The 19,355-nt window shown below is 39.5% G+C and carries 18 protein-coding genes; 6 read left to right on the top strand and 12 right to left on the bottom strand.

Features of this window, described 5'->3' with window-relative positions; translation table 11 throughout:
- Positions 1–33: 33 nt before the first annotated feature.
- Together ACQKEZ_RS00735 and ACQKEZ_RS00730 are read right to left on the bottom strand one after the other, a co-directional pair.
- On the bottom strand, positions 34–1,386 hold the full coding sequence (locus ACQKEZ_RS00735; RefSeq protein WP_427299275.1) for an amidohydrolase family protein: 1,353 nt from the start codon (positions 1,384–1,386) through the stop codon (positions 34–36).
- 110 nt (positions 1,387–1,496) lie between these two features.
- Positions 1,497–2,084 carry an NAD(P)H-dependent oxidoreductase gene (locus ACQKEZ_RS00730; protein ID WP_427297910.1) on the bottom strand — a complete coding sequence of 196 codons (588 nt, stop codon included), beginning with the start codon at positions 2,082–2,084 and terminating at the stop codon, positions 1,497–1,499.
- A 119-nt stretch (positions 2,085–2,203) separates the two neighbouring features.
- Here ACQKEZ_RS00730 and ACQKEZ_RS00725 point away from each other — a divergent pair, with 119 nt between their 5' ends.
- Entirely contained in the window at positions 2,204–2,656 is a 453-nt protein-coding gene (locus ACQKEZ_RS00725) for a MarR family winged helix-turn-helix transcriptional regulator (protein ID WP_427297908.1), read from the top strand.
- Positions 2,657–2,859: 203 nt separating this feature from the next.
- Here the strand turns inward: ACQKEZ_RS00725 and ACQKEZ_RS00720 are convergent, their stop codons facing one another.
- From ACQKEZ_RS00720 to ACQKEZ_RS00690, 7 genes are all read right to left on the bottom strand, one after another.
- Positions 2,860–3,036, bottom strand: a complete 177-nt coding sequence (locus tag ACQKEZ_RS00720) for a hypothetical protein (RefSeq protein WP_427297906.1) — start codon at positions 3,034–3,036, stop codon at positions 2,860–2,862.
- Between the two features lie 16 nt (positions 3,037–3,052).
- Positions 3,053–3,829, bottom strand: a complete 777-nt coding sequence (locus ACQKEZ_RS00715; RefSeq protein ID WP_427297904.1) for a hypothetical protein — start codon at positions 3,827–3,829, stop codon at positions 3,053–3,055.
- 227 nt (positions 3,830–4,056) lie between these two features.
- Positions 4,057–5,583, bottom strand: coding sequence for an amidohydrolase (locus ACQKEZ_RS00710; RefSeq protein WP_427297902.1), 1,527 nt, complete (start codon positions 5,581–5,583; stop codon positions 4,057–4,059).
- A 290-nt stretch (positions 5,584–5,873) separates the two neighbouring features.
- Positions 5,874–7,457 (bottom strand): acyl-CoA synthetase MbcS, encoded by a 1,584-nt coding sequence (gene mbcS, locus ACQKEZ_RS00705; protein WP_427297900.1) that lies wholly within the window; start codon positions 7,455–7,457, stop codon positions 5,874–5,876.
- Between the two features lie 224 nt (positions 7,458–7,681).
- Positions 7,682–7,894 (bottom strand): small, acid-soluble spore protein, alpha/beta type, encoded by a 213-nt coding sequence (locus tag ACQKEZ_RS00700; protein ID WP_427297898.1) that lies wholly within the window; start codon positions 7,892–7,894, stop codon positions 7,682–7,684.
- Between the two features lie 89 nt (positions 7,895–7,983).
- Complete coding sequence (thiI, locus tag ACQKEZ_RS00695; protein ID WP_427297896.1) at positions 7,984–9,189, bottom strand: tRNA uracil 4-sulfurtransferase ThiI; 1,206 nt, start codon at positions 9,187–9,189, stop codon at positions 7,984–7,986.
- Positions 9,186–10,340, bottom strand: a complete 1,155-nt coding sequence (locus tag ACQKEZ_RS00690; protein WP_427297894.1) for a cysteine desulfurase family protein — start codon at positions 10,338–10,340, stop codon at positions 9,186–9,188. Before ACQKEZ_RS00690 ends, thiI begins: the two co-directional genes overlap by 4 nt.
- A gap of 202 nt (positions 10,341–10,542) precedes the next feature.
- Between ACQKEZ_RS00690 and brnQ (ACQKEZ_RS00685) the strand changes: the two genes are divergently transcribed.
- Positions 10,543–11,886, top strand: a complete 1,344-nt coding sequence (gene brnQ / locus ACQKEZ_RS00685) for a branched-chain amino acid transport system II carrier protein (RefSeq protein ID WP_427297892.1) — start codon at positions 10,543–10,545, stop codon at positions 11,884–11,886.
- A 230-nt stretch (positions 11,887–12,116) separates the two neighbouring features.
- Positions 12,117–13,460, top strand: coding sequence for a branched-chain amino acid transport system II carrier protein (gene brnQ, locus ACQKEZ_RS00680; RefSeq protein ID WP_427297890.1), 1,344 nt, complete (start codon positions 12,117–12,119; stop codon positions 13,458–13,460).
- 40 nt (positions 13,461–13,500) lie between these two features.
- On the opposite strand, the gene ezrA is transcribed toward brnQ (ACQKEZ_RS00680), so the two are convergent.
- Positions 13,501–15,204 (bottom strand): septation ring formation regulator EzrA, encoded by a 1,704-nt coding sequence (gene ezrA, locus ACQKEZ_RS00675; RefSeq protein ID WP_427297888.1) that lies wholly within the window; start codon positions 15,202–15,204, stop codon positions 13,501–13,503.
- A 337-nt stretch (positions 15,205–15,541) separates the two neighbouring features.
- Between ezrA and hisJ the strand changes: the two genes are divergently transcribed.
- Positions 15,542–16,357 carry a histidinol-phosphatase HisJ gene (gene hisJ, locus ACQKEZ_RS00670; RefSeq protein WP_427297886.1) on the top strand — a complete coding sequence of 272 codons (816 nt, stop codon included), beginning with the start codon at positions 15,542–15,544 and terminating at the stop codon, positions 16,355–16,357.
- Here hisJ and refZ read toward each other — a convergent pair.
- Positions 16,341–16,994, bottom strand: a complete 654-nt coding sequence (refZ, locus tag ACQKEZ_RS00665) for a forespore capture DNA-binding protein RefZ (RefSeq protein WP_427297884.1) — start codon at positions 16,992–16,994, stop codon at positions 16,341–16,343. The two genes, hisJ and refZ, sit on opposite strands and share 17 nt — an antisense overlap.
- Before the next feature lie 129 nt (positions 16,995–17,123).
- On the opposite strand from refZ, the gene ACQKEZ_RS00660 reads away from it, so the two are divergent.
- Entirely contained in the window at positions 17,124–17,609 is a 486-nt protein-coding gene (locus tag ACQKEZ_RS00660) for a GAF domain-containing protein (RefSeq protein WP_427297882.1), read from the top strand.
- A gap of 268 nt (positions 17,610–17,877) precedes the next feature.
- Positions 17,878–18,480, top strand: a complete 603-nt coding sequence (gene rpsD, locus ACQKEZ_RS00655; RefSeq protein WP_427297880.1) for a 30S ribosomal protein S4 — start codon at positions 17,878–17,880, stop codon at positions 18,478–18,480.
- Positions 18,481–18,714: 234 nt separating this feature from the next.
- On the opposite strand, the gene ACQKEZ_RS00650 is transcribed toward rpsD, so the two are convergent.
- Positions 18,715–19,284, bottom strand: a complete 570-nt coding sequence (locus ACQKEZ_RS00650; protein WP_427297878.1) for a cysteine hydrolase family protein — start codon at positions 19,282–19,284, stop codon at positions 18,715–18,717.
- Between the last annotated feature and the right edge of the window lie 71 nt (positions 19,285–19,355).

Genomic DNA, 19,355 nt, shown 5'->3' with positions numbered 1-19,355 from the left:
CAGTCCCCATAGGCTAAAGCCTATGGGGGTTTTTCATGAATGAGTCGTTTCAAATGTGTGTGATAAAATGTGATCTCTTGCCGCAAAAGCTTTTTGCTTCACCTTCTCAAGATTTACATCAACAAACTTGCCATGTCGTTTTACCACCTTACCTGCTACATATACCGAATCAACATTAGATGGATGTGCGCTCTGAACAATCGCACCGGCAGGATCTGTCATTGGTAGAAAGTTCATACACGTTCTGTTCACCATGATAAAATCTGCTTCTTTTCCTGGTGTTAATGATCCAATTTTGTGATCAAGTCTTAGTGCACGAGCACCATCAATGGTGGCCGCTTCTAGCATTTGATGAGCAGATAACGCAAGTTCTGGCCCTGGCATCACACCTTCTTCGAGTAAAGCTTGGTTCTGCACAGCTCGCTCTGCCTGTAAAGCAAACTTCATTTGAGCAAATAAATCTCCACCTGTTGAAGTCACTACATCCACCCCAAGTGTTGGACGCACACCGTTTTCAATGGCAAGCCCTGTGACAGGATAACCGTGTCCCATCATCATTTCAATTTCAGGTGTGACAGAAATTGAGCTTCCGTTTGCGGCAAGCATCTTCATTTGTTCAGCATCAATGGCATTGATGTGAACCATATTTAAATCCGGACCGAGCAAGCCAGCGTGATGAAGTTTTTCAATCGAGCGATCAGTTGCTCCCCAATTCCCAAAGCCAATGTGCATACTGCATAAAGCATCTAAAGACCGTGCTGTTTCAATTTCTAATACAGTCGTTTCAAACGAGGAGAACTCTGGCCCTCTGATCGCAAGTCCCATTGTTAATAACTGATCTGTCGATTGAAAGTGTGCTTTTTTGACCTGCTCTGCTTCATCCATATTGGTGAGGGTACTCTCTCTGTTCCAATATGTTGCCTCCCCAGACGTACCAAAAGCAAAGACTGCACGAATTCCGGCATCTTCCAGCCCGCCAATCAGCTCATCGGTATGATCCTTTGAATTAATCATCGTCCAGTCTAAGAGCGTTGTAACCCCTGCATCTAATGCCTCTAGTGCACCTAAATAATTCGCAATACGATCATCTGAAGGTCTTCTCATTGCCCCATAATTGCCATAATAAATTTTACTCAAATACGTTTGTAATGACCAGTCTGCACCAATGCCACGTATGACAGATTGCCAGACATGACGATGTGTATCGACAAGCCCCGGCATAAGAATCATATCAGTCGCATCAACGACCTCTACGTTATCAGCATGAATAAATGGCGCTACCTCTGAAATCTTAGATCCCTCAATCAGCATATCGCCTTTTTCTATAAAACCTAGTTGTTGATCAAGTGTCAATAATGCCGCATTTTTAAAAAGTATTCTCTTCATCATAACCCTCTTCCCCCATTTGATCAGGGTAATCGTTTCCACCCTGTCAATGTAAGTTTAAAGCATATAAGGGTAAAATTAGAAGAAATACGACTTACACATATTCAATCTCACGACGTGATTTGACTAAAATATCGATAAACCCGCTGAAGCTTTGCTTTATGTTTTCCTTTTGGACTTTCCATTGAACCAAATTCAAAAAACTTCACAGGTCTGATGCCTACAAAATTCAAAAGTGCCCTTTTCATTAAGACCTTGTGTGCATTATTTAAGAACAATAAGGGATAATTTGACGGGCCCTGCATGGTGGAAACACAGACAGCACTTTTTCCCTTCAATAATCCCTCTGGGAAAAGTCCGCCTTTATTCTTATAAGCAAAGTTTGCTGCAAACATGCGATCAATAAAACCAAGCAGCATAGCTGGCGGTCTCCCCCACCAAATTGGATACACAAAGACAAGTTTATCCGCCCATCTAATCTTCTCCTGATATGGCGCGATTTCAGGATCCTTATGCATATCTCGTCTTTTCTTTTGTTCATTAAATACGAGTACAGGATTGAATTGATCTTGATATAAGTCGATTGTTTTCACTTCTTTTATATGTGAATTTTCATGGCTTCCTTTTAAAATTTCTTTTAGGAAAGCTCCATTTAAGCTTTCATGATGAGGATGAGTATAAATAATGAGAATGTTCATATTGATCTCCTTTTAATTATCATTTGATAATCAAAATAATACCCCCTTTCTTTTTAGTTGTCAAATGATAATTGTATTTTGATAATGAATTTGGTATCGTACAAGAGGAGGTGAGAATCATGAAAAAAGACCAGTTTTTTGAGGAATTCGTTGCTTTTGCTACAACTTTTTCTCAACTGAAACATGATTTAACGATGAAAGTGAAATCAGCGGACGTAACAACCTTGCAATATCTCATTTTGGAGCAATTAGCTGTATCCGAACCACTAACACCAAGTGAAATTAGTGATTGTCAGCAAATGTCTTTACCAAATGTTAGCAGGGAATTAAAAAAACTTCGAGAAAAGAATTTAATAGAAAAGCATGAAGATTTGTCTGATAAAAGAAAACATGTTGTATGCCTGTCTCAAAACGGTAAAGTAATGATGAACGAAGCCTTTGCCAAAATGAAAGTGGAACTATTTAACGCTTTTCATCCTACAACACTTGAACAATTTGAGGACATCTCACATGCACTCCGTCTGCTGAACAAGACGATTTTTAAGAAACAAACAGACATGAAAAAAGCATGATGCCTATAGGCTCATGCGACACGCTTTTTCTATATATAAATGTCCGTTTCATGATGCGACTTGTTGTTTATGGCTTAGCTTACACGCTTATTTCAGCTGTTTATAAGATGGCGTTTACACAGGTTGAACTGAGGTTTGATCTTGGAAGAGGGGCATACACGCACTCGTTTTTGATCGAGCTTAAATAAGCTATTATCAATAGCTTATTTAATTGTAGCCAGAATATACGTAATGACTCCAACAATAGGTATAAGCGGTACCATCAGTTTCACCGTCGTATTGGTATTTTTGTATAGATTCCAAAGCAATCCTGGCACACCAAATGTGATTGTATCTAAAACTGCTAATATCGCACCTTTTCTATGCTGTTTATCATCCATTTCACGACCTCCATTTTCACCAAACTTTTTTGACACAATATCCGGCAATCCCCGCAGATATTCCTGCATTGATGACTGTACACGCAATACAGCTGGCTGGACCTGTCAAACAAACATAATAGCAGGCACCCGCCACCATTGTACGAAGCGGAAGGGACTCATTAGGACCGCTTTGTTTCTTAAGGCAGCTCCAAAACTTATTCCAATTAAAGCTTGTTTTCATCTCTGGCTGCTCTTCACCATTTCCAATATCTTTCTTTATCTTGGGGTTTAATTCCATCATATCTCTTTTTATATTGCCCTCACCATAGGTATATGATCCTTTTAAAAACTCCCCATTTTGGTCGATATGAAATTCATTTGTCACTCGCCCATTTTTTAATAAAGTTGAATGCAAAATCCCTTGATCATCAAATGATGCAAGCTGGATATAGTAGGTTTTCAGTTTGTCAAAAGAAATTGAAATAAACGCAGCTGTATCCGCCAAGTCTTGCTCCGTTTGTTTTTTGGTTAAATAAAAATAGACCACATCTGTGTTGGCATCAGCTATGTGTACAGCAAGACGTTTACCATTGAGTTCGTACCCTTTATTTCCAGCAATTTTTTTCGCCTTTGCCAATTGTGGGCTTGCCTTCGCTTTCTTTATCAATCGTTCCGCTTTTTTTCCGACTATTGTCTCAAAAGGCTGCTCGTTATTCGGAAGATTGATCGCCCTTCCTGACAAATAGTCCTGACCAAACAACAGTGAAAATAAAAGTACAGCCAAAAACAAGAACTTTACTTTGCTCATCATGAAACCTCCAATATAGTAAACTCACCAATAATTTACCAATTAATGGTTGTTTCTGGAAGAGCCCTTATTCCCAAAAACACATCCTACCCAAATACCAACAACACCAACTGGATTGTATCATAAGGATCATGGGTTCTCATTTCCAGTAGGTAATTTGATGACTAGAATCGACTGATACGTACTGGCCTTCTTTCACAGCCAATGTAAAAAAACCTTTAGGCTCGTGTTTAAAGGTTTTTAGGTGAAAGCATATGTGACATTGTTTGGCGGTCTATCATTGTCAAACGAGCAACGGCTCCAGCCTTTATTTTCCCATTTTTCTCCTCTTGGTGCACCATTTTTGCACTGCCCGTCGTGTATAGACAAATAGCTTCATATAGTGAGAGGCATTCTTCTTTTTGATACACCTTTCCGTCAAGGTCGCTTTTTCGCTCAATCGCGGCTTTGATTCCTAAAATAGGATCGACCGGTTCAATCGGTGCATCGGAGCCACCCGCACATAAAATACCTAAGGTCAACAGCTGTTTCCATGCAAATGATGTCTGTACACGTTTTTCGCCAAGTCGATCTATTGCCCATGGGAAATCACTTGCTACAAAACGTGGCTGAATATCAATCCCAACCGGCATTCGTGCTGCCCTCTTCATTAATTCTTCCGTCAAGACTTGCCCATGAATCATTCGGTCGATTCTCCCAGGCTTTGGTGGTAATGATTCAAGCACATCCAAACCATTTTCAAATGCCTGATCCCCAATGGCATGAATGGCTATCTCTCTCCCTTTCATCCTTGCCTTTTCCACAATAGCATATAAGTTTTCTTGATCATGCATAGCCAACCCTTTTGTATGTGAAGCATCGCTATAGGGCTCTTTTAATAAAGCCGTTCTTCCGCCAAGCGCCCCGTCAGCAAAAATTTTGACTGCACCATATTCAAGGTACTCATTTTCTGCCGGTTGGTACTCGTCCCAAGCGTCTAGTGCTGTGTGATGAATCAGCAAGTGACAGTGAAATGGGAATTCCCCTGATAGAACGACGTTTTCATATGCTTTCATGACTAGCTTCGGATCGCCATATCCGGCAAGATCCTCTGTATGTACACCAGTCAGCCCCTTTTCTAAGCAATCACGAATACCGGCTCTTAATGCTCGTTCTAAGTAAGAGAGTGTAACAGGTGGAAGCACCTCTTGGACAAGTGCCTCGGCTTTATCGAGTAAAAGACCTGTTGGATCTCCTTGACCGTCTTTTTCAATTTCGCCACCAAGTGGTGAAGGTGTCATCTTCGTGATGCTTGCTTGATGAAGTGCAGCAGAATTTACAGTAGCTGCATGTCTGCAAATTCGTTTTAATAGAACAGGTCGATTCGGAAAGTGTTGATCTAAATCATGCTTTGTTAGCATATGTGGCTCTTTAAATACATTTTCATTCCAGCCTTCTCCAATGAGCCATTCTTCTGGTGCTAGACTTTTCTCTGCTATTTGTACTGATTTTATCACCTCTTCTTTAGATGAACATGAGGACAGGTCGAGACGTAACAGTTTTTCTCCATGTGCCATTAAATGCATATGACTATCGACAAATCCTGGAAACATTATTTTCCCTTGCATGTGAGACAATATCGCATCAGGGTGATTATGACTGAGCTGATCAAAAGCTCCAACCTCTTCAATCATTCCGTCTTTCACATAAACAGCCTGAACGGTATGCCCCTCTGATTCCATCGTATAAATTGTTCCACCGTACCAAATCATCTCCATTGATCATCCACCCTTTTTTGCTTTTCATTCCCCAAAAACGAGAGAGCCAAACGCTCCTCTCTTTCTCTCACTTATTCAACATACATCTTATTCTATTACCATTATTGTGATGAGATAAATATCACCAGTCAAACGTCTGGCAAGGTGCTCATGCCATCAAAGGGAAATTCTTTTCATGAAAAGGTCGCTTGAATTGAGGATAAATTCGGTGTTTCATGGCATCCTCATTTACCAATTGCTAAATAAAAAAAGAAGCGGTCTATGGGGAAATCCCACATAACCGCTTCTGTTTACTTCTGTCCTTTTTTCGCTAATTCTCTTTCTCTTAATTCTACACGTCTGATTTTTGCCGAAGGTGTTTTCGGTAGCTCTTCAATGAACTCGATTTCCCTTGGGTATTTATATGGAGCAGTTGTCGTTTTCACATGTGTTTGTAATTCTTTTACAAGCTCTTCACTTTGCTTAGATGGATCTCGAAGAACGACATATGCTTTAACGATTGAACCTCTGATTTCATCTGGACTCGCTACGACCGCACATTCCTTTACTGCTTGGTGTTTAATCAATGCATCTTCCACTTCAAATGGTCCAATTGTATAGCCTGAGCTGACAATAATATCATCGCGACGACTTTCAAACCAAAAATAACCATCCTCATCTTTTTTCGCTCTATCGCCTGTAATAAAATAGTTACCTCTTCGCTGGGCCTTTGTTCGCTCTTCATCCTTATAATATTCCTTAAATAAAGCAGGTGTCTCAACATGAACTGCAATATCACCCGTTTCTCCTAGTGCACAAGAGTTACCGTTCTCATCAATAATATCCACTTCATTTCCTGGGGTCGGTTTCCCCATACTGCCCGGTTTGATCTCCATTCCTTTGAGTACACCTACGAGTAATGTACTCTCTGTCTGGCCATATCCATCTCGTACGTCTACACCAAAATGTTGTTTAAATGTATCAATGACTTCACGATTTAATGGTTCTCCTGCAGAGACTGCGCTATGTAGCTTGGGTAGCTGATACTGACTTAAATCATCAACTTTTGCCATAAACCGATATTCAGTTGGTGTACAGCACAGTACATTGATTTCATTCTTTTCAAGGAGCTCCAAATACGTATTTGGATTGAATTTCCCTCCATAGACAAAACCTTCTGCACCGCTTCCTAGAACAGATAAGAGTGGACTCCATACCCATTTTTGCCAGCCTGGTCCCGCTGTTGCCCAAACCTTATCTCCTTCATGAATGGACAGCCAAGCATGAGCGGCTGTTCTCAAATGAGCGTATGCCCAGCCATGTGTATGAACCACACCTTTTGGATTTCCTGTTGTACCCGATGTATATGATAAAAATGCCATATCATTGCGATTTGTTTGAGCGATTTGGAGCTCAGGTGATTTCTCTTCCTTTTGAGCATGAATATCTGTCCAGCCTTTATCATTATCACCAATTGAAAATGTGACAAAGTCACTTGGTCTCTTAGTTCCTTCAAAAGAGTCGATAAACGGTGCATAAACAATCGCCCCTTTTGCATCTGCATGCTTAATGCGGTAGTCCAGATCCTTTGCACGAAGCATTTCAGAACAAGGGATGACAATCATTCCTGTTTTTAAAATAGCCAAATAGATGCTATATGCATCTAACATGCGTGGCACCATGACGATGATTTTATCTCCTTTTTTGAAGCCAGCATCTAATAAGACATGTCCTATTTTGTTTGCTTGTTCAACAAGGTATGCATATGTCCAATGATCCTCATGACCGTTTCCATCCTGCCAATGAAGGGCCACCTTGTGTGGATCTGAGCTGAATGCTTCAATTTCGTTCACTAAATTATATTGTTCAGGTGCAATTAAATTTTCTCTTTTCATGGTACCGCTCCTTTTAGCCTCTCTCTTTATGAAACCTTTATATGTTTCAGCGTCCCCATTCTAACATGCTTGAATGTAAAATGCTTAAATTAAGACCTACTCCTAGTATTATGCCATAATTTTTCTCATCCGTCTTTATTTTTTGAAATATTCTAATAATATCCCATCAAAAAAGAGCGGGAAAACTCCCGCTCATAAGCCATAGCTTTTTAATTGTTTACTTCTTAGAAAGATCCGCCACCCATATGTTGTTGAGCGTAAGATACAAGACGCTTAGTGATTTCTCCACCAACTGAACCGTTAGCACGAGAAGTTGTTTCTGGTCCAAGGTTTACACCAAATTCAGAAGCGATTTCGTACTTCATTTGGTCGATAGCTTGAGCAGCGCCTGGTACTACTAATTGGTTAGAACTGCTTTGTCTGTTTTGTTGAGCCATGTGTTCTCACCTCCTTGTGAATATAGAATGTGTAAAAACACATGACTTCATGCTCTCAATTTAATGGTAATTATTATGAAATGATTGCATTAGAATAAATCAGCAAATTCATCTGATGTTTTCTTCTCATTTGTGACAATTATTGTTTCAATATTGTCACACGCTTCTTCAAGAAGTGGTTCAAAATCAGCAAAGCTTTCGTATCTTTCTACTTTCTCAAGCTTCGGTTTTGTTTTCGGAGATGGTGGTGTAAAAATTGTACAGCAATCTTCAAACGGTTGAATACTTGTCTCATATGTGCCAATCCGTTTTGCCTCATCAATGATATCATTTTTATCAATTGCAATCAGTGGGCGAATAATTGGTGTTCTAGTGACATCATTGATCGCATACATGCTTTCAAGAGTTTGGCTAGCCACCTGTCCTAAGCTTTCTCCTGTAATAATGGCAAGTGCATCTCTTTTGACTCTTAGTTGATCTGCTATTTTTAACATCATTCGTCTTGTCGACGTCATTGTGTAGTTTTCAGGAACTTGTTTTTGAATGAGTTCTTGTATTTTTGTAAAGGGTACAATATGAAGCTTAACTTCTCCTCCATATGCTACAAGACACTTTGCGAGATCGATGACCTTTTGTTTTGCTCGTTCACTCGTATATGGTGGACTAAAGAAATGAACAGCCTCTACTTGTATTCCACGCTTCATTGCATAATAACCGGCAACCGGGCTATCAAAGCCACCAGATAACATGAGCATCGCTCTTCCACTTGATCCGACAGGAAGTCCGCCAGCTCCTTTCACATCTTTAAATGTGATATACGTTGCTTGTTCTCGTATCTCAATACGCAGATGTACATCAGGCTGTTTTACATTTACTGTGAGATCATCTGTATGACGAAGAACATGACCTCCAATTTCTCGATTCATTTCATTTGAATCCAGCTCGAACTGCTTATACGACCGTTTTGTTGAGACTTTAAATGTATGACCTGGCGCATATACCTCGTTCACCGCAGATAAAGATGCCTGCTTGATGTCTTCAAGTTTCGTGTCACATTTCACAGCAAGACTAAAGCTTTGAATCCCAAATACATCTTTTAATAAGTCTGAAATAGGTTCAGGATTTTCTCCGTTTAGCATGATGATAATTCGATCACGGTCAGAAGTGTATTTAAGTGCTTGAAAATCATTAAGCACAAGTCTGATGTTTTGCTTGAGTTTCTCGATAAATTTCTTTCTGTTCTTCCCTTTAGTAGAGATTTCACCAAAGCGAACTAAAATATGATCATATTTCATGTCGTTTTTCTCATTCCTTTTAATTTTTTCACACTTTTTTCAAGTGAAGAGATGACTTGTGTTGCAAGCTCAGGTCCCTGTCCGTATGTCAGACTCATTCTAATGCTACTTTTGGCAATGTCTTCTGATTTCCCCATCGCTAGGAGCACACGGCTTGGCTCTTTTTTCTTAGCAGAACAAGCAGAGGTCGTTGACACATAAATGCCCTGCTTCTCAAGCATGTGCAAAAGTACTTCTGTTTGAATGCCTGGAACAGAAAAATTCACAATATGTGGTGCGCTATCAATTGAAGGTGTATTCATGACAACCCCTTCTATCTCGGAAAGGCGCTTCATTAATTGCTCCTTTAACAGGATCATTTGTTGCCTATGTTCAAATAGCTTTTCTTTTGTCAGCTTGACCGCCTTTGCTAAACTGACTGCACCTGCAGGGTTTTCAGTACCTGAACGAATGCCAAATTCTTGTTCTCCCCCTGTCATCAGAGGAGTTAGTATGGTTCCTTTTTTCAAAACCAGTGCACCAGTCCCTTTTAAGCCGTGAATTTTGTGCCCTGACATTGTAAACAAGTCAAAGTCCACCTGTCGAGCATTCAACTTCACTTTATTTAAACCTTGCACTCCATCGACATGAAAAAGCGCGTCTTTTGCATATTGGCGTATCAGTTTTGACGCTTTCTCTAGAGGTTGAATAGCACCTGTTTCGTTGTTCACATGCATGAGACTGACAAGAATGGTATCTTTACGGAGAGCTGATTGAAGCGAGTTCAGATCAATCTGTCCATTTTCATCAACCTGAATATAAGATACCTCAAACCCGAAAAGTGATGTAAGTTGTTCCATTGATTCAATAACAGACGGGTGTTCAATCATACTTGTCACAAGGTGTTTTCCTCGATTCATTCTAGCAAGCGCAGCACCTTTTATCGCCATATTATTAGCTTCTGTTGCCCCAGATGTGAACACCACTTCATTGTCATTCAATTGCAAATGCTGAAGCAACTGTTTTCTTGTTTCTCTGAGCAATCGACTTGCGTCAATTCCCAGTTGATGAAGGGAGGATGGATTTCCAAAAAAACGTTCATTTACTTGGTTATATACGTTTAAAACCTCTTCATCAGCTTTTGTTGTTGCGCTATTATCAAGATATATCATGTACTAACTCCTTATTGATTTGTTCCTAACAAACCGTACATATGTTACCATATTGACTTGTATTTAAGAAATTTTCTGGAAATGGCATATTGACAATTTTCCAATTTCACTATATCATGCATAGTGCATTTGTCACATTCTCTCTTAAATTGACAGAATATTTAAATATGATGCAAAAATGCAATTATAGGAGGATCCTTTTATGAAAAATAGTTTAAACCCTAAGGAAACGCTCGCCATCGGTTTGATGTTGTTCGCGCTTTTTTTTGGCGCAGGCAATATGATTTTCCCACCCGTTCTTGGGCAATATGCGGGGCAAAATATGTGGCTTGCCATTGGTGGTTTTCTTATTACAGGTGTAGGCCTTCCCTTGTTAGGTGTCATTGCAATCGCTCTGACAGGTACGGGCGCAAAAGGCCTGGCTGATAAAGCACATCCGAAATTCGGTACGATTTTCACCTTAATTTTGTACTTATCCATAGGACCATTTTTTGCAATTCCTCGTACTGGAACAGTTTCCTATGAAATAGGTATAGCACCATTTCTGTCTCAAACACAATCGGCTTCTTGGGTGCCTTTATTTTTGTTCACAATCGTCTTTTTTGGCATCACATATGCCCTTGCCTTAAACCCATCAAAGCTAGTAGATCGAATCGGTAAAATTTTAACACCAATTTTACTTGCTGTCATTGCATTAATTGTCATTAAAGCTATTGCAACACCAATGGGCGCCATTGGCGCACCTGACCAATCCTATGAAGCTTCGCCACTCTTTACGGGCTTCTTAGAAGGCTACAAAACGATGGATGCTCTCGCGGCTCTTGTATTTGGTATCGTCGTTGTGACCGCAGTGAAAGAAAGAGGCATTACAGACCGAAAATCACTTACAGCCGCATGTATTAAAGCAGGAATTGTTGCTGCCATTGGTCTTGCCCTTGTCTATGTATCACTTGCATATGTCGGTGCTTCAAGTACAGATACCACTGGAATGGTCGGCGCTAACGAGGGCGGAAAGCTGCTCACACTTGCTGCCAACTTCTTATTTGGTTCTGCTGGAAATCTCGTGTTAGGGGTCGCCATCTTATTTGCCTGTTTAACGACAAGTATTGGTCTTGTGTCATCATGTGGTGAATATTTCTCAAAACTATTCCCACAATTCTCTTACCGTACCGTCGTGTTAGTGGTTTCTTTATTTAGTATGTTTGTTGCAAACCTTGGACTTGCACAAATCATTGCGCTTTCTGTTCCTGTACTTGTGACTATTTATCCACTTGCCATTGTCATTATTCTACTATCCTTTATTGATCGATGGATTAACGGTAGAAGAGCCATCTATATTGTTTCACTTATGTTCACTGGCTTCTTCGCTATTATTGATGGATTGTCTGAAGCAAATGTTAATCTGGGCGCTTTACCAAAATTCCTTGAAGGAACCGTTCCTTTGTATAGTCTTGGAATCGGATGGCTAATTCCAGCGTTCATAGGAGCGTTTATTGGTTTCCTCATTTCACTCTTTATCAGTCCAACAAAACAACTTGTTTCATAAAATCATCTTGCTCCCTTTCTTCTACAGAAAGGGGTTTTTTTATGTGTCTGAAATAATTCCCTGTTTTTTTATTTATATACTGAGATAGAAAAATACTCATGACTCCTGTATAAAAACATATGTTGACAACAGACATACATCCTTTATAATTAGGGATTGTTGATTATGTACGCTTTTGCAATCATTAATTAACAGAATATTTCAACATAGTTTTTCAGGAGGCTTTTTTCATGAAAGGAACAATATCAACGAAAGATACAGTCATCATAGGCTTTATGCTATTTGCTTTATTCTTTGGTGCTGGAAACATGATCTATCCGCCAGAACTCGGGCAATATGCAGGTCAAAATGTTTGGGTTGCAATGGGTGGTTTTTTATTAACTGGAGTTGGATTACCACTACTTGGCATCATCGCCATTGCACTGACTGGTCGCGATGCAAAAGGGCTCGCTGATAAAGCACATCCGAAATTCGGTACTGCATTTACTGTGATCTTATATTTATCTATTGGACCGCTTTTTGCGATTCCTCGAACAGGTACAGTATCCTACGAAATTGGTGCCCTTCCGTTTTTAGAAGATGTTCCAGCATGGCTGTCACTTCTTTTATTCACACTTGTTTTCTTTGGAATTACGTATTATTTGGCACTAAACCCAACAAAAATTGTTGATCGCGTTGGTAAGGTACTCACACCGATCAAATTTACCATTATTTTTATCATTATTGTCAAAGCGATTCTGACACCAATGGGCGTCATTGGCACTCCTCACGCTTCATATAGTGACGGTCCATTTTTTAAAGGTTTCTTAGAAGGCTACAAAACAATGGATGCCCTTGCTTCAATTGTGTTTGGTATTGTCGTGATCAATGCCATAAAAGGGCGAGGCGTCACAAGTAAAAAGGCACTTGCTTCTGCCTGTATTAAAGCTGGACTTATCGCTGCAAGTGGTCTCACGTTTGTGTATCTATCGCTTGCCTATCTTGGCGCATCAAGTACTGAGACAATTGGCTTTGTAGGTGATGGAAGTAAAATTCTAGCTCAGTCCTCACAATTTTTATTTGGCAGTCTTGGTAATGTTGTTTTAGGTGCTGCCATTACAGTTGCTTGTTTAACCACAAGCATTGGGCTTGTAACATCATGCGGTGAGTATTTCTCAAAGCTGATTCCAAAGCTGTCTTATAAAATGGTCGTGACACTTGTTACATTGTTTAGCTTGATCATTTCAAACTTTGGACTTGCACATATTGTGGCTTTCTCAGTACCAGTACTAACTGCCATCTATCCGCTCGCTATTGTGATCATTGTATTGTCATTAGCTGACAAATGGTTTGGAAACCGTCGGCCGGTGTATGTCCTATCATTAATCTTGACTGGTTGTGTGAGCTTATTTGATGGTCTAACAGCAGCTAAAATTCCAATTGGTCCGATTAAAAGTGTATTTAACACACTTTTACCACTTTACGATCTTGGTATAGGCTGGGTTGTACCAGCACTTATCGGTGTTGTAGCTGGGTATATCATTTCTCTTTTCATCTCACCTGGCACCCCACAAGCACAAAAAAAAGCATCATAAACGAAAAAGCTGAAGTCCTGTGATAGCGGACTTCAGCTTTTTATTGATGCTGATATTCTTTTTCGTGGTCTTTTGTAAGTATTGCGATGGCACCAGGCGATGCTTTTTCAACAGCTTCCGCTGCGATGGCATATGAACCTGTGTAATCATACACATAAAATCTGCGCTCTGCCTCTTTTAATTGCTCTGATAAGATATGATTCTGGCTTCTGAACCTGTTACCATATTGAATAATTCGTTCGATTTGATCCACCTTCATGAGCATGTCATGAGTATCTCCATTTAAACTTTTCACGATTTCAGTTGCTTCTTTTAGCTGCTGGTTCACTGCTAGCATATTCAGTGGTAGATCTTCAAGCTGCTCATGGACTTGCTGAATGACTGTTTGTGCCTTTTCCGCTCGCGCTTGAATATCAGCCGGTATACCTGGAATATTGCTTTTTTGCAGCTGACGCCCTGTGTCAGACAGCATTGTTTTGAGGTCACTTAGCGTCTCACGCGCCTGTAGTTCTTCTTTTCTTAATGATTGAAGATGCTCTTTGAACGTTTCGTGCAGTTCTTTTGCTTCTTCAATAAACGTTGCTAATTGTTTCATTTCATCCATTAATAAAGAATATGCAACATGATCACGATCAAGTTTTTCTCTTATTTGCTTAAATAGCTTTTCAATTTCTTCAAGACGCTTCTCAAAAGCTTTTTGCTGATCGAGCTCACCTGATGTCAACTTGTAGCTTTCCTTCACAAGCTCTGTCTCCGCCTTCGTTTCGGCATGATCCTTCTCAAGCTTCTCAAAGGATTCTGTCAGCTTTGGAATCTTACTTTTGATTTCCTGTCCTGCCTCAACTTCATTTTCTAATTGATCGTATAGAGACTGGACTGCCTCATCAATCACTTGCAAAACGCTGGACACTTCATCCAAATTTAAATCCTCAATGAGTAATGTTTCGGCACGCTGTATCTGTTTATTTAAATTCTCTAGCTCTTTTGAGATTTGAATATGCTCTAGCTTATAGCCTTTTTCAATCATTTCTTGATAGCCGTCTGCTAACTTAGATAATTGACCTGGTACTGTTTGTTTACAATCAGCGATGAGTTTAGGTACATCATTGATATATACTTGAAGCTTATCAAGCATACGATCCTGTTCAAGCAGGATCTTTCTTGCTTTGATATAATTTCCGTTTTCCGTTTCTTCTTCGTATTGTTTGATGCCTTCCCAAGCCGTATTTAAATCTTGTTCCATCTTGTCATAAAGGGAATCATATAAGTGGCTATAAGCCAGAAGATTTTTCCGAACATGACTATACTGCTCTTTAACCTTTTCGATATCTTTGCGATTCTGTTCCTCACTTGAAACAAGATCAGCAATCTCTTTCAAAATATCTTCAATATTTGAATCAGCCGCAGTTAGCAAGTCTTGAATGTGTGAGAGCACTTGTTTTGCTTTAGAGAATCGATATTTATCAGAATACTCTTCAGCATCATACAAAAGCTCCTCCACCTTTGGCAGGTGTGCTGTAACGATATCATCCCACTCTGCACGCCATCTTTCGAAGAACTGTTCTGTTTCTCCAGTCATTTTCAAATGTTTAATCTTCGAAATTTCTTCTACAATGGATCTGTTTAAAATTTCAATCTTCCATGCTTCCAATCGGTCAATCTCTTTATATATAGTTTTTCGGAAAAAATAACCGATTGAAAACAAGGCAAGCAAAATGACAATCAAACCTATTAATAACTCCATAATGAGCCCCCTTGTTGTGATCTAAGTGATGTCAGGGTATAAGTGTCACGAGTAGACCTGAGAACCCTCTAATGTCCGCTTTGCATTTGTTTTTATTTCACATGATGGATTCCTTTCAGAAGATTCCATTCACGATTATGTATGTTTTTTCAAGAAACGATACAATGAACTTTCTATCATTTGACCGCACCGATTTCACGCGGTGTTTTTATGTATGCGGAAGCTATCGTTTTCATTGTTATTATGATACCATGTAACCAGCTTTTTTGGTCAGGATTTTTCATTATTTTCGCATGCTACTATAACGTTTTTCAAAATATCGACAAGAGGTGACAACATGCTGAAACAAGATGCACATATTCACACACCATTTTGCCCCCATGGCTCAGCTGATTCCTTTCACATATATATCGAACAAGCCATTAAAAAGGGATTTGATTCCATTACTTTTACTGAGCATGCTCCGCTTCCTCCGTCCTTTGTAGATCCTACGCCAGATCAAGATAGTGCGATGAAACACTCAGACATTGAAGCCTATATCAACACACTAGGTCAACTGAAAAAGGAATATAAAGGACAATTAATTGTAAAAACTGGTCTTGAAGTCGACTATATCAAAGCCTATGAAGAGGAAACAAGAGCCTTTTTAGATTGCTATGGTCCAGCGCTAGATGATAGTATCTTGTCTGTCCACTTTCTCCCTGCCTTTGATTCATACATCTGCCTCGATTTTGATGAGCATGCCTTCAAACAGCTCATCGAAATATATGGAAGCATTGAACAGGTGTACAGCCTATACTTTCAGGAAATTCATTCTTCCATTCTATCATCATTAGGTACATTTAAGCCAAAGAGAATCGGTCATATCACACTCGTTCAAAAATTTATACAGCTTTTCCCTTATCAAATGTCTTCAACACTGCGAGATCAAGTCGTCCTTTGTCTTAATGAAACGGAAAAAAAAGGCATGTCTCTAGATTTTAATACATCAGGACTTCGTAAAACATATGCCAGAAGTATCTATTTAGATGATTGGATGATTGAGATTGCCAAGCAGAAAAAAATCCCGCTCGTCTTCGGGTCTGATGCCCATCAAGCGGAAGATGTCGGCTATGCTTATGATCAATTTGAAAAAATCATGAACTGCAACTAATCGTGGTGATTCGTTCTCCCTTCGGTTCGAGCAAATGATTGAGCCAAAAGCGAAGCTCTTTGAAATACATTTGATAGAAGTATGGCTCATTTGGATTTAAATAGAGCACCTCCGATAAATATTGCGGCTGTAAATATGGCATCATCAAAAGTGATTTCAATTGAATCATGAATTGGGATAAAGACAAGCGCTCACAAATAACATGAGTAGTTTTCCCTTTTTCTATGATTAATTGTAGAAGATATTTTTCTTTTGTTAAATAGGTCGACATAATTTCTCTGATTAACGTCGAATCAATGGTCACTTCGCGATAGACAAAACGGGTCAATTGACGATGCCGGTGCTGGTACGATAAAATATCAAAAACCACATCGAGTAAACAATCTTTTGCATGATCTTTGCCAAAATGATGTATTCGATTTTCAATCGTTTGAATGTAGCCTTCATAAAAGTCGGAAACGAGGTACTCTAGCAGTCCTCCTTTTCCTTGAAAATAGTAGGAGATATGTGCAACGTTAACGCGCGCTTCCTTTGCAATCTCACGTACAGAGGTTCCAGAAAATCCTTTTTGGTTAAACAGCTTGATGGCAGCATCAATGATTCTGTCACGCGTTTTTGTTGACGTTGTTGTTTTCATCCGGCTCACCCCTCTTTATATATCAATAATTCAAGATGATGGCCTTTTGTTCCTTTTACATTCGCTCGACAAATCACTCACATTGAAAGGCGAGACATGTATTTTTCAGATAGAAAGTAGGAGATTTTCATGTTTCATGTCGAAAAACAGTCTGGCGATAAAGAAAAAGACTATCAATTGCTTGTGAAGCAAATCCAAGCACTCACAGATGGCGAGCCTGATCTCATTGCCAATTTAGCAAATGCTTCGGCCCTTTTATACAGCTCATTATCAGAAGTGAACTGGGCAGGATTTTATCTTGCAAAAGATGGCGAACTGGTTCTTGGTCCATTTAATGGTCTACCAGCCTGCGTTCGCATCCCGTTTGGAAAAGGGGTTTGCGGAACAGCATTTTCTCGTGGTGAAGTTCAGCGTGTGGCAGATGTTCATGCATTCCCTGGGCATATCGCTTGTGATGCCGCTTCTCAATCGGAAATTGTCATTCCGCTTAAAGTGAACGGTCAAGTGATTGGTGTGCTTGACATTGATAGTCCAGTAAAGAACCGTTTTGATGAAGTAGATGAAACCTATTTAGTTGCTTTTACAGAAGCACTAGAACGAGCACTGACTGTGTAGAGCCGAATTGATTCGGCTCTCTTTTCATGCATTCGCTAAATAGGTTGACTTCCTACTTCCATCATCATATAATAGAGTTTGTGTGAAATATTGCAGCCTTTTTGTTCGGCTTTTTTTGATTCATTTTGTTCCTTCTGAAAATGAGAAGGTGTATCTTGTAACTCCCTGCTGCTGGAGCGAGGATGCATGAAAACATAATGACGAAAAAAGAGAAAGAACAGACGGTTTTTATTTTTCACAAATAAAAACAATAAGGAGGAGTCACATTATGGCTCGCTATACAGGTCCAAGTTGGAAAATTTCTCGCCGTTTAGGCATTTCTTTAAGCGGAACAGGTAAGGAACTTGAAAAACGCCCTTACGCTCCAGGTCCACATGGTCCAGGACAACGCAAAAAACTTTCTGAATATGGTTTACAATTACAGGAGAAACAAAAACTTCGTCACATGTACGGTGTAAACGAACGTCAATTCCGTACACTATTTAACAAAGTTGCAAAAGTTCCTGGTAAACAAGGTGAAAACTTCATGATTTTCCTTGAAACTCGCCTTGATAACGTAGTATATCGTCTTGGTCTTGCTCGTACTCGTCGCCAAGCACGTCAGTTAGTAAACCATGGTCATGTCCTTGTTGATGGAAGCCGTGTAGACATCCCATCTTTCTCTGTGAAACCAGGTCAAACGATTTCTCTTCGTGAAAAATCTCAAAACCTTACAGTTGTGAAAGAAGCAGTTGAAATGACTAACTTCATTCCTGAATACCTTTCTTTTGATGCTGAAAAGCTAGAAGGTACTTTCACTCGTCTTCCAGAGCGTTCTGAGCTAGCGCCAGAAATTAGCGAACAACTAATCGTTGAGTTCTACTCTCGTTAAGGAAAGAACAAACAAAATCCCCTGAAACCTTGATTCATCAATGGTTTCAGGGGATTTTTGTAACGATCATTGTTATATGCGGATAAACAGAAGCATTATCATGAATCTGTCCCTCAAAAGGAACTCCGACTAATAACACCTCCATCGTTTTATTCTATGCTAAAGTCTAAAACGTTCTGCCCTGACAATACGGGGATCAGTCTCCAATGCTCATAGCAAAAAAGTGCCTGTCTTTTATTTATCCATCCATTCATTGATAAATTGATCGCTTGTCATGACTGTAGCGAATTCATTATGCAACGTAGCAAGTGACACACGATGAATCGTCTCCGGATCATAATATGTATCATTTTGATCAGTCATTCCAAAGGCAGCTGTCGCATCTGAAATCAAATATGTTTCAAATCCTAAATTTCCACTCATTCTTGTTGTCGTTGACACGCAGTGAGGAGTCGTCAATCCTGTGATCACAACAGTCGTTATATGATACAATCGCAAAACTTCCTCTAAATCTGTTCCTATAAAACTGCTATTTACTTTTTTGGTGATCACCATTTCTCCATCAATTGGTTGAACGATTTCTTTTATTTGATATCCATCATTTTTCGGATGAAATAATGAATGAGGCTTATCCGATGTGTGTTGGATGTGTATAACGATCCATCCTTTATTTCTCCATAATTTTAGGATTTTACTGATGTTTTTCTCTGCATCTGGATTATTCCGCTCTCCCCATTTCTGATCATCGAAAGCCTTTTGTACATCAACAATGATAAGAGCTTTTTTATTCTTCTTCACAAACATCCACCTCCAATAATTGATTACAACTAACTCTAGTGTAAGTGCAGATGGTGCGTTTGTACAATGTTTATAAA

The sequence above is a fragment of the Bacillus sp. NPDC077027 genome (genome assembly GCF_050269555.1).
Lineage (GTDB): Bacteria > Bacillota > Bacilli > Bacillales > Bacillaceae > Bacillus.
Note: the sequence above shows the minus strand (reverse complement) of the source record. Positions and strands in the feature narration are given on the sequence as shown.

Bases quoted from the DNA above. Each gene is read 5' to 3' on its own strand.
- ACQKEZ_RS00735 (WP_427299275.1), bottom strand. From the start codon at position 1,386: ATGAAGAGAATACTTTTTAAAAATGCGGCATTATTGACACTTGATCAA.
- ACQKEZ_RS00730 (WP_427297910.1), bottom strand. From the start codon at position 2,084: ATGAACATTCTCATTATTTATACTCATCCTCATCATGAAAGCTTAAAT.
- ACQKEZ_RS00725 (WP_427297908.1), top strand. From the start codon at position 2,204: ATGAAAAAAGACCAGTTTTTTGAGGAATTCGTTGCTTTTGCTACAACT.
- ACQKEZ_RS00720 (WP_427297906.1), bottom strand. From the start codon at position 3,036: ATGGATGATAAACAGCATAGAAAAGGTGCGATATTAGCAGTTTTAGAT.
- ACQKEZ_RS00715 (WP_427297904.1), bottom strand. From the start codon at position 3,829: ATGATGAGCAAAGTAAAGTTCTTGTTTTTGGCTGTACTTTTATTTTCA.
- ACQKEZ_RS00710 (WP_427297902.1), bottom strand. From the start codon at position 5,583: ATGGAGATGATTTGGTACGGTGGAACAATTTATACGATGGAATCAGAG.
- mbcS (WP_427297900.1), bottom strand. From the start codon at position 7,457: ATGAAAAGAGAAAATTTAATTGCACCTGAACAATATAATTTAGTGAAC.
- ACQKEZ_RS00700 (WP_427297898.1), bottom strand. From the start codon at position 7,894: ATGGCTCAACAAAACAGACAAAGCAGTTCTAACCAATTAGTAGTACCA.
- thiI (WP_427297896.1), bottom strand. From the start codon at position 9,189: ATGAAATATGATCATATTTTAGTTCGCTTTGGTGAAATCTCTACTAAA.
- ACQKEZ_RS00690 (WP_427297894.1), bottom strand. From the start codon at position 10,340: ATGATATATCTTGATAATAGCGCAACAACAAAAGCTGATGAAGAGGTT.
- brnQ (WP_427297892.1), top strand. From the start codon at position 10,543: ATGAAAAATAGTTTAAACCCTAAGGAAACGCTCGCCATCGGTTTGATG.
- brnQ (WP_427297890.1), top strand. From the start codon at position 12,117: ATGAAAGGAACAATATCAACGAAAGATACAGTCATCATAGGCTTTATG.
- ezrA (WP_427297888.1), bottom strand. From the start codon at position 15,204: ATGGAGTTATTAATAGGTTTGATTGTCATTTTGCTTGCCTTGTTTTCA.
- hisJ (WP_427297886.1), top strand. From the start codon at position 15,542: ATGCTGAAACAAGATGCACATATTCACACACCATTTTGCCCCCATGGC.
- refZ (WP_427297884.1), bottom strand. From the start codon at position 16,994: ATGAAAACAACAACGTCAACAAAAACGCGTGACAGAATCATTGATGCT.
- ACQKEZ_RS00660 (WP_427297882.1), top strand. From the start codon at position 17,124: ATGTTTCATGTCGAAAAACAGTCTGGCGATAAAGAAAAAGACTATCAA.
- rpsD (WP_427297880.1), top strand. From the start codon at position 17,878: ATGGCTCGCTATACAGGTCCAAGTTGGAAAATTTCTCGCCGTTTAGGC.
- ACQKEZ_RS00650 (WP_427297878.1), bottom strand. From the start codon at position 19,284: ATGTTTGTGAAGAAGAATAAAAAAGCTCTTATCATTGTTGATGTACAA.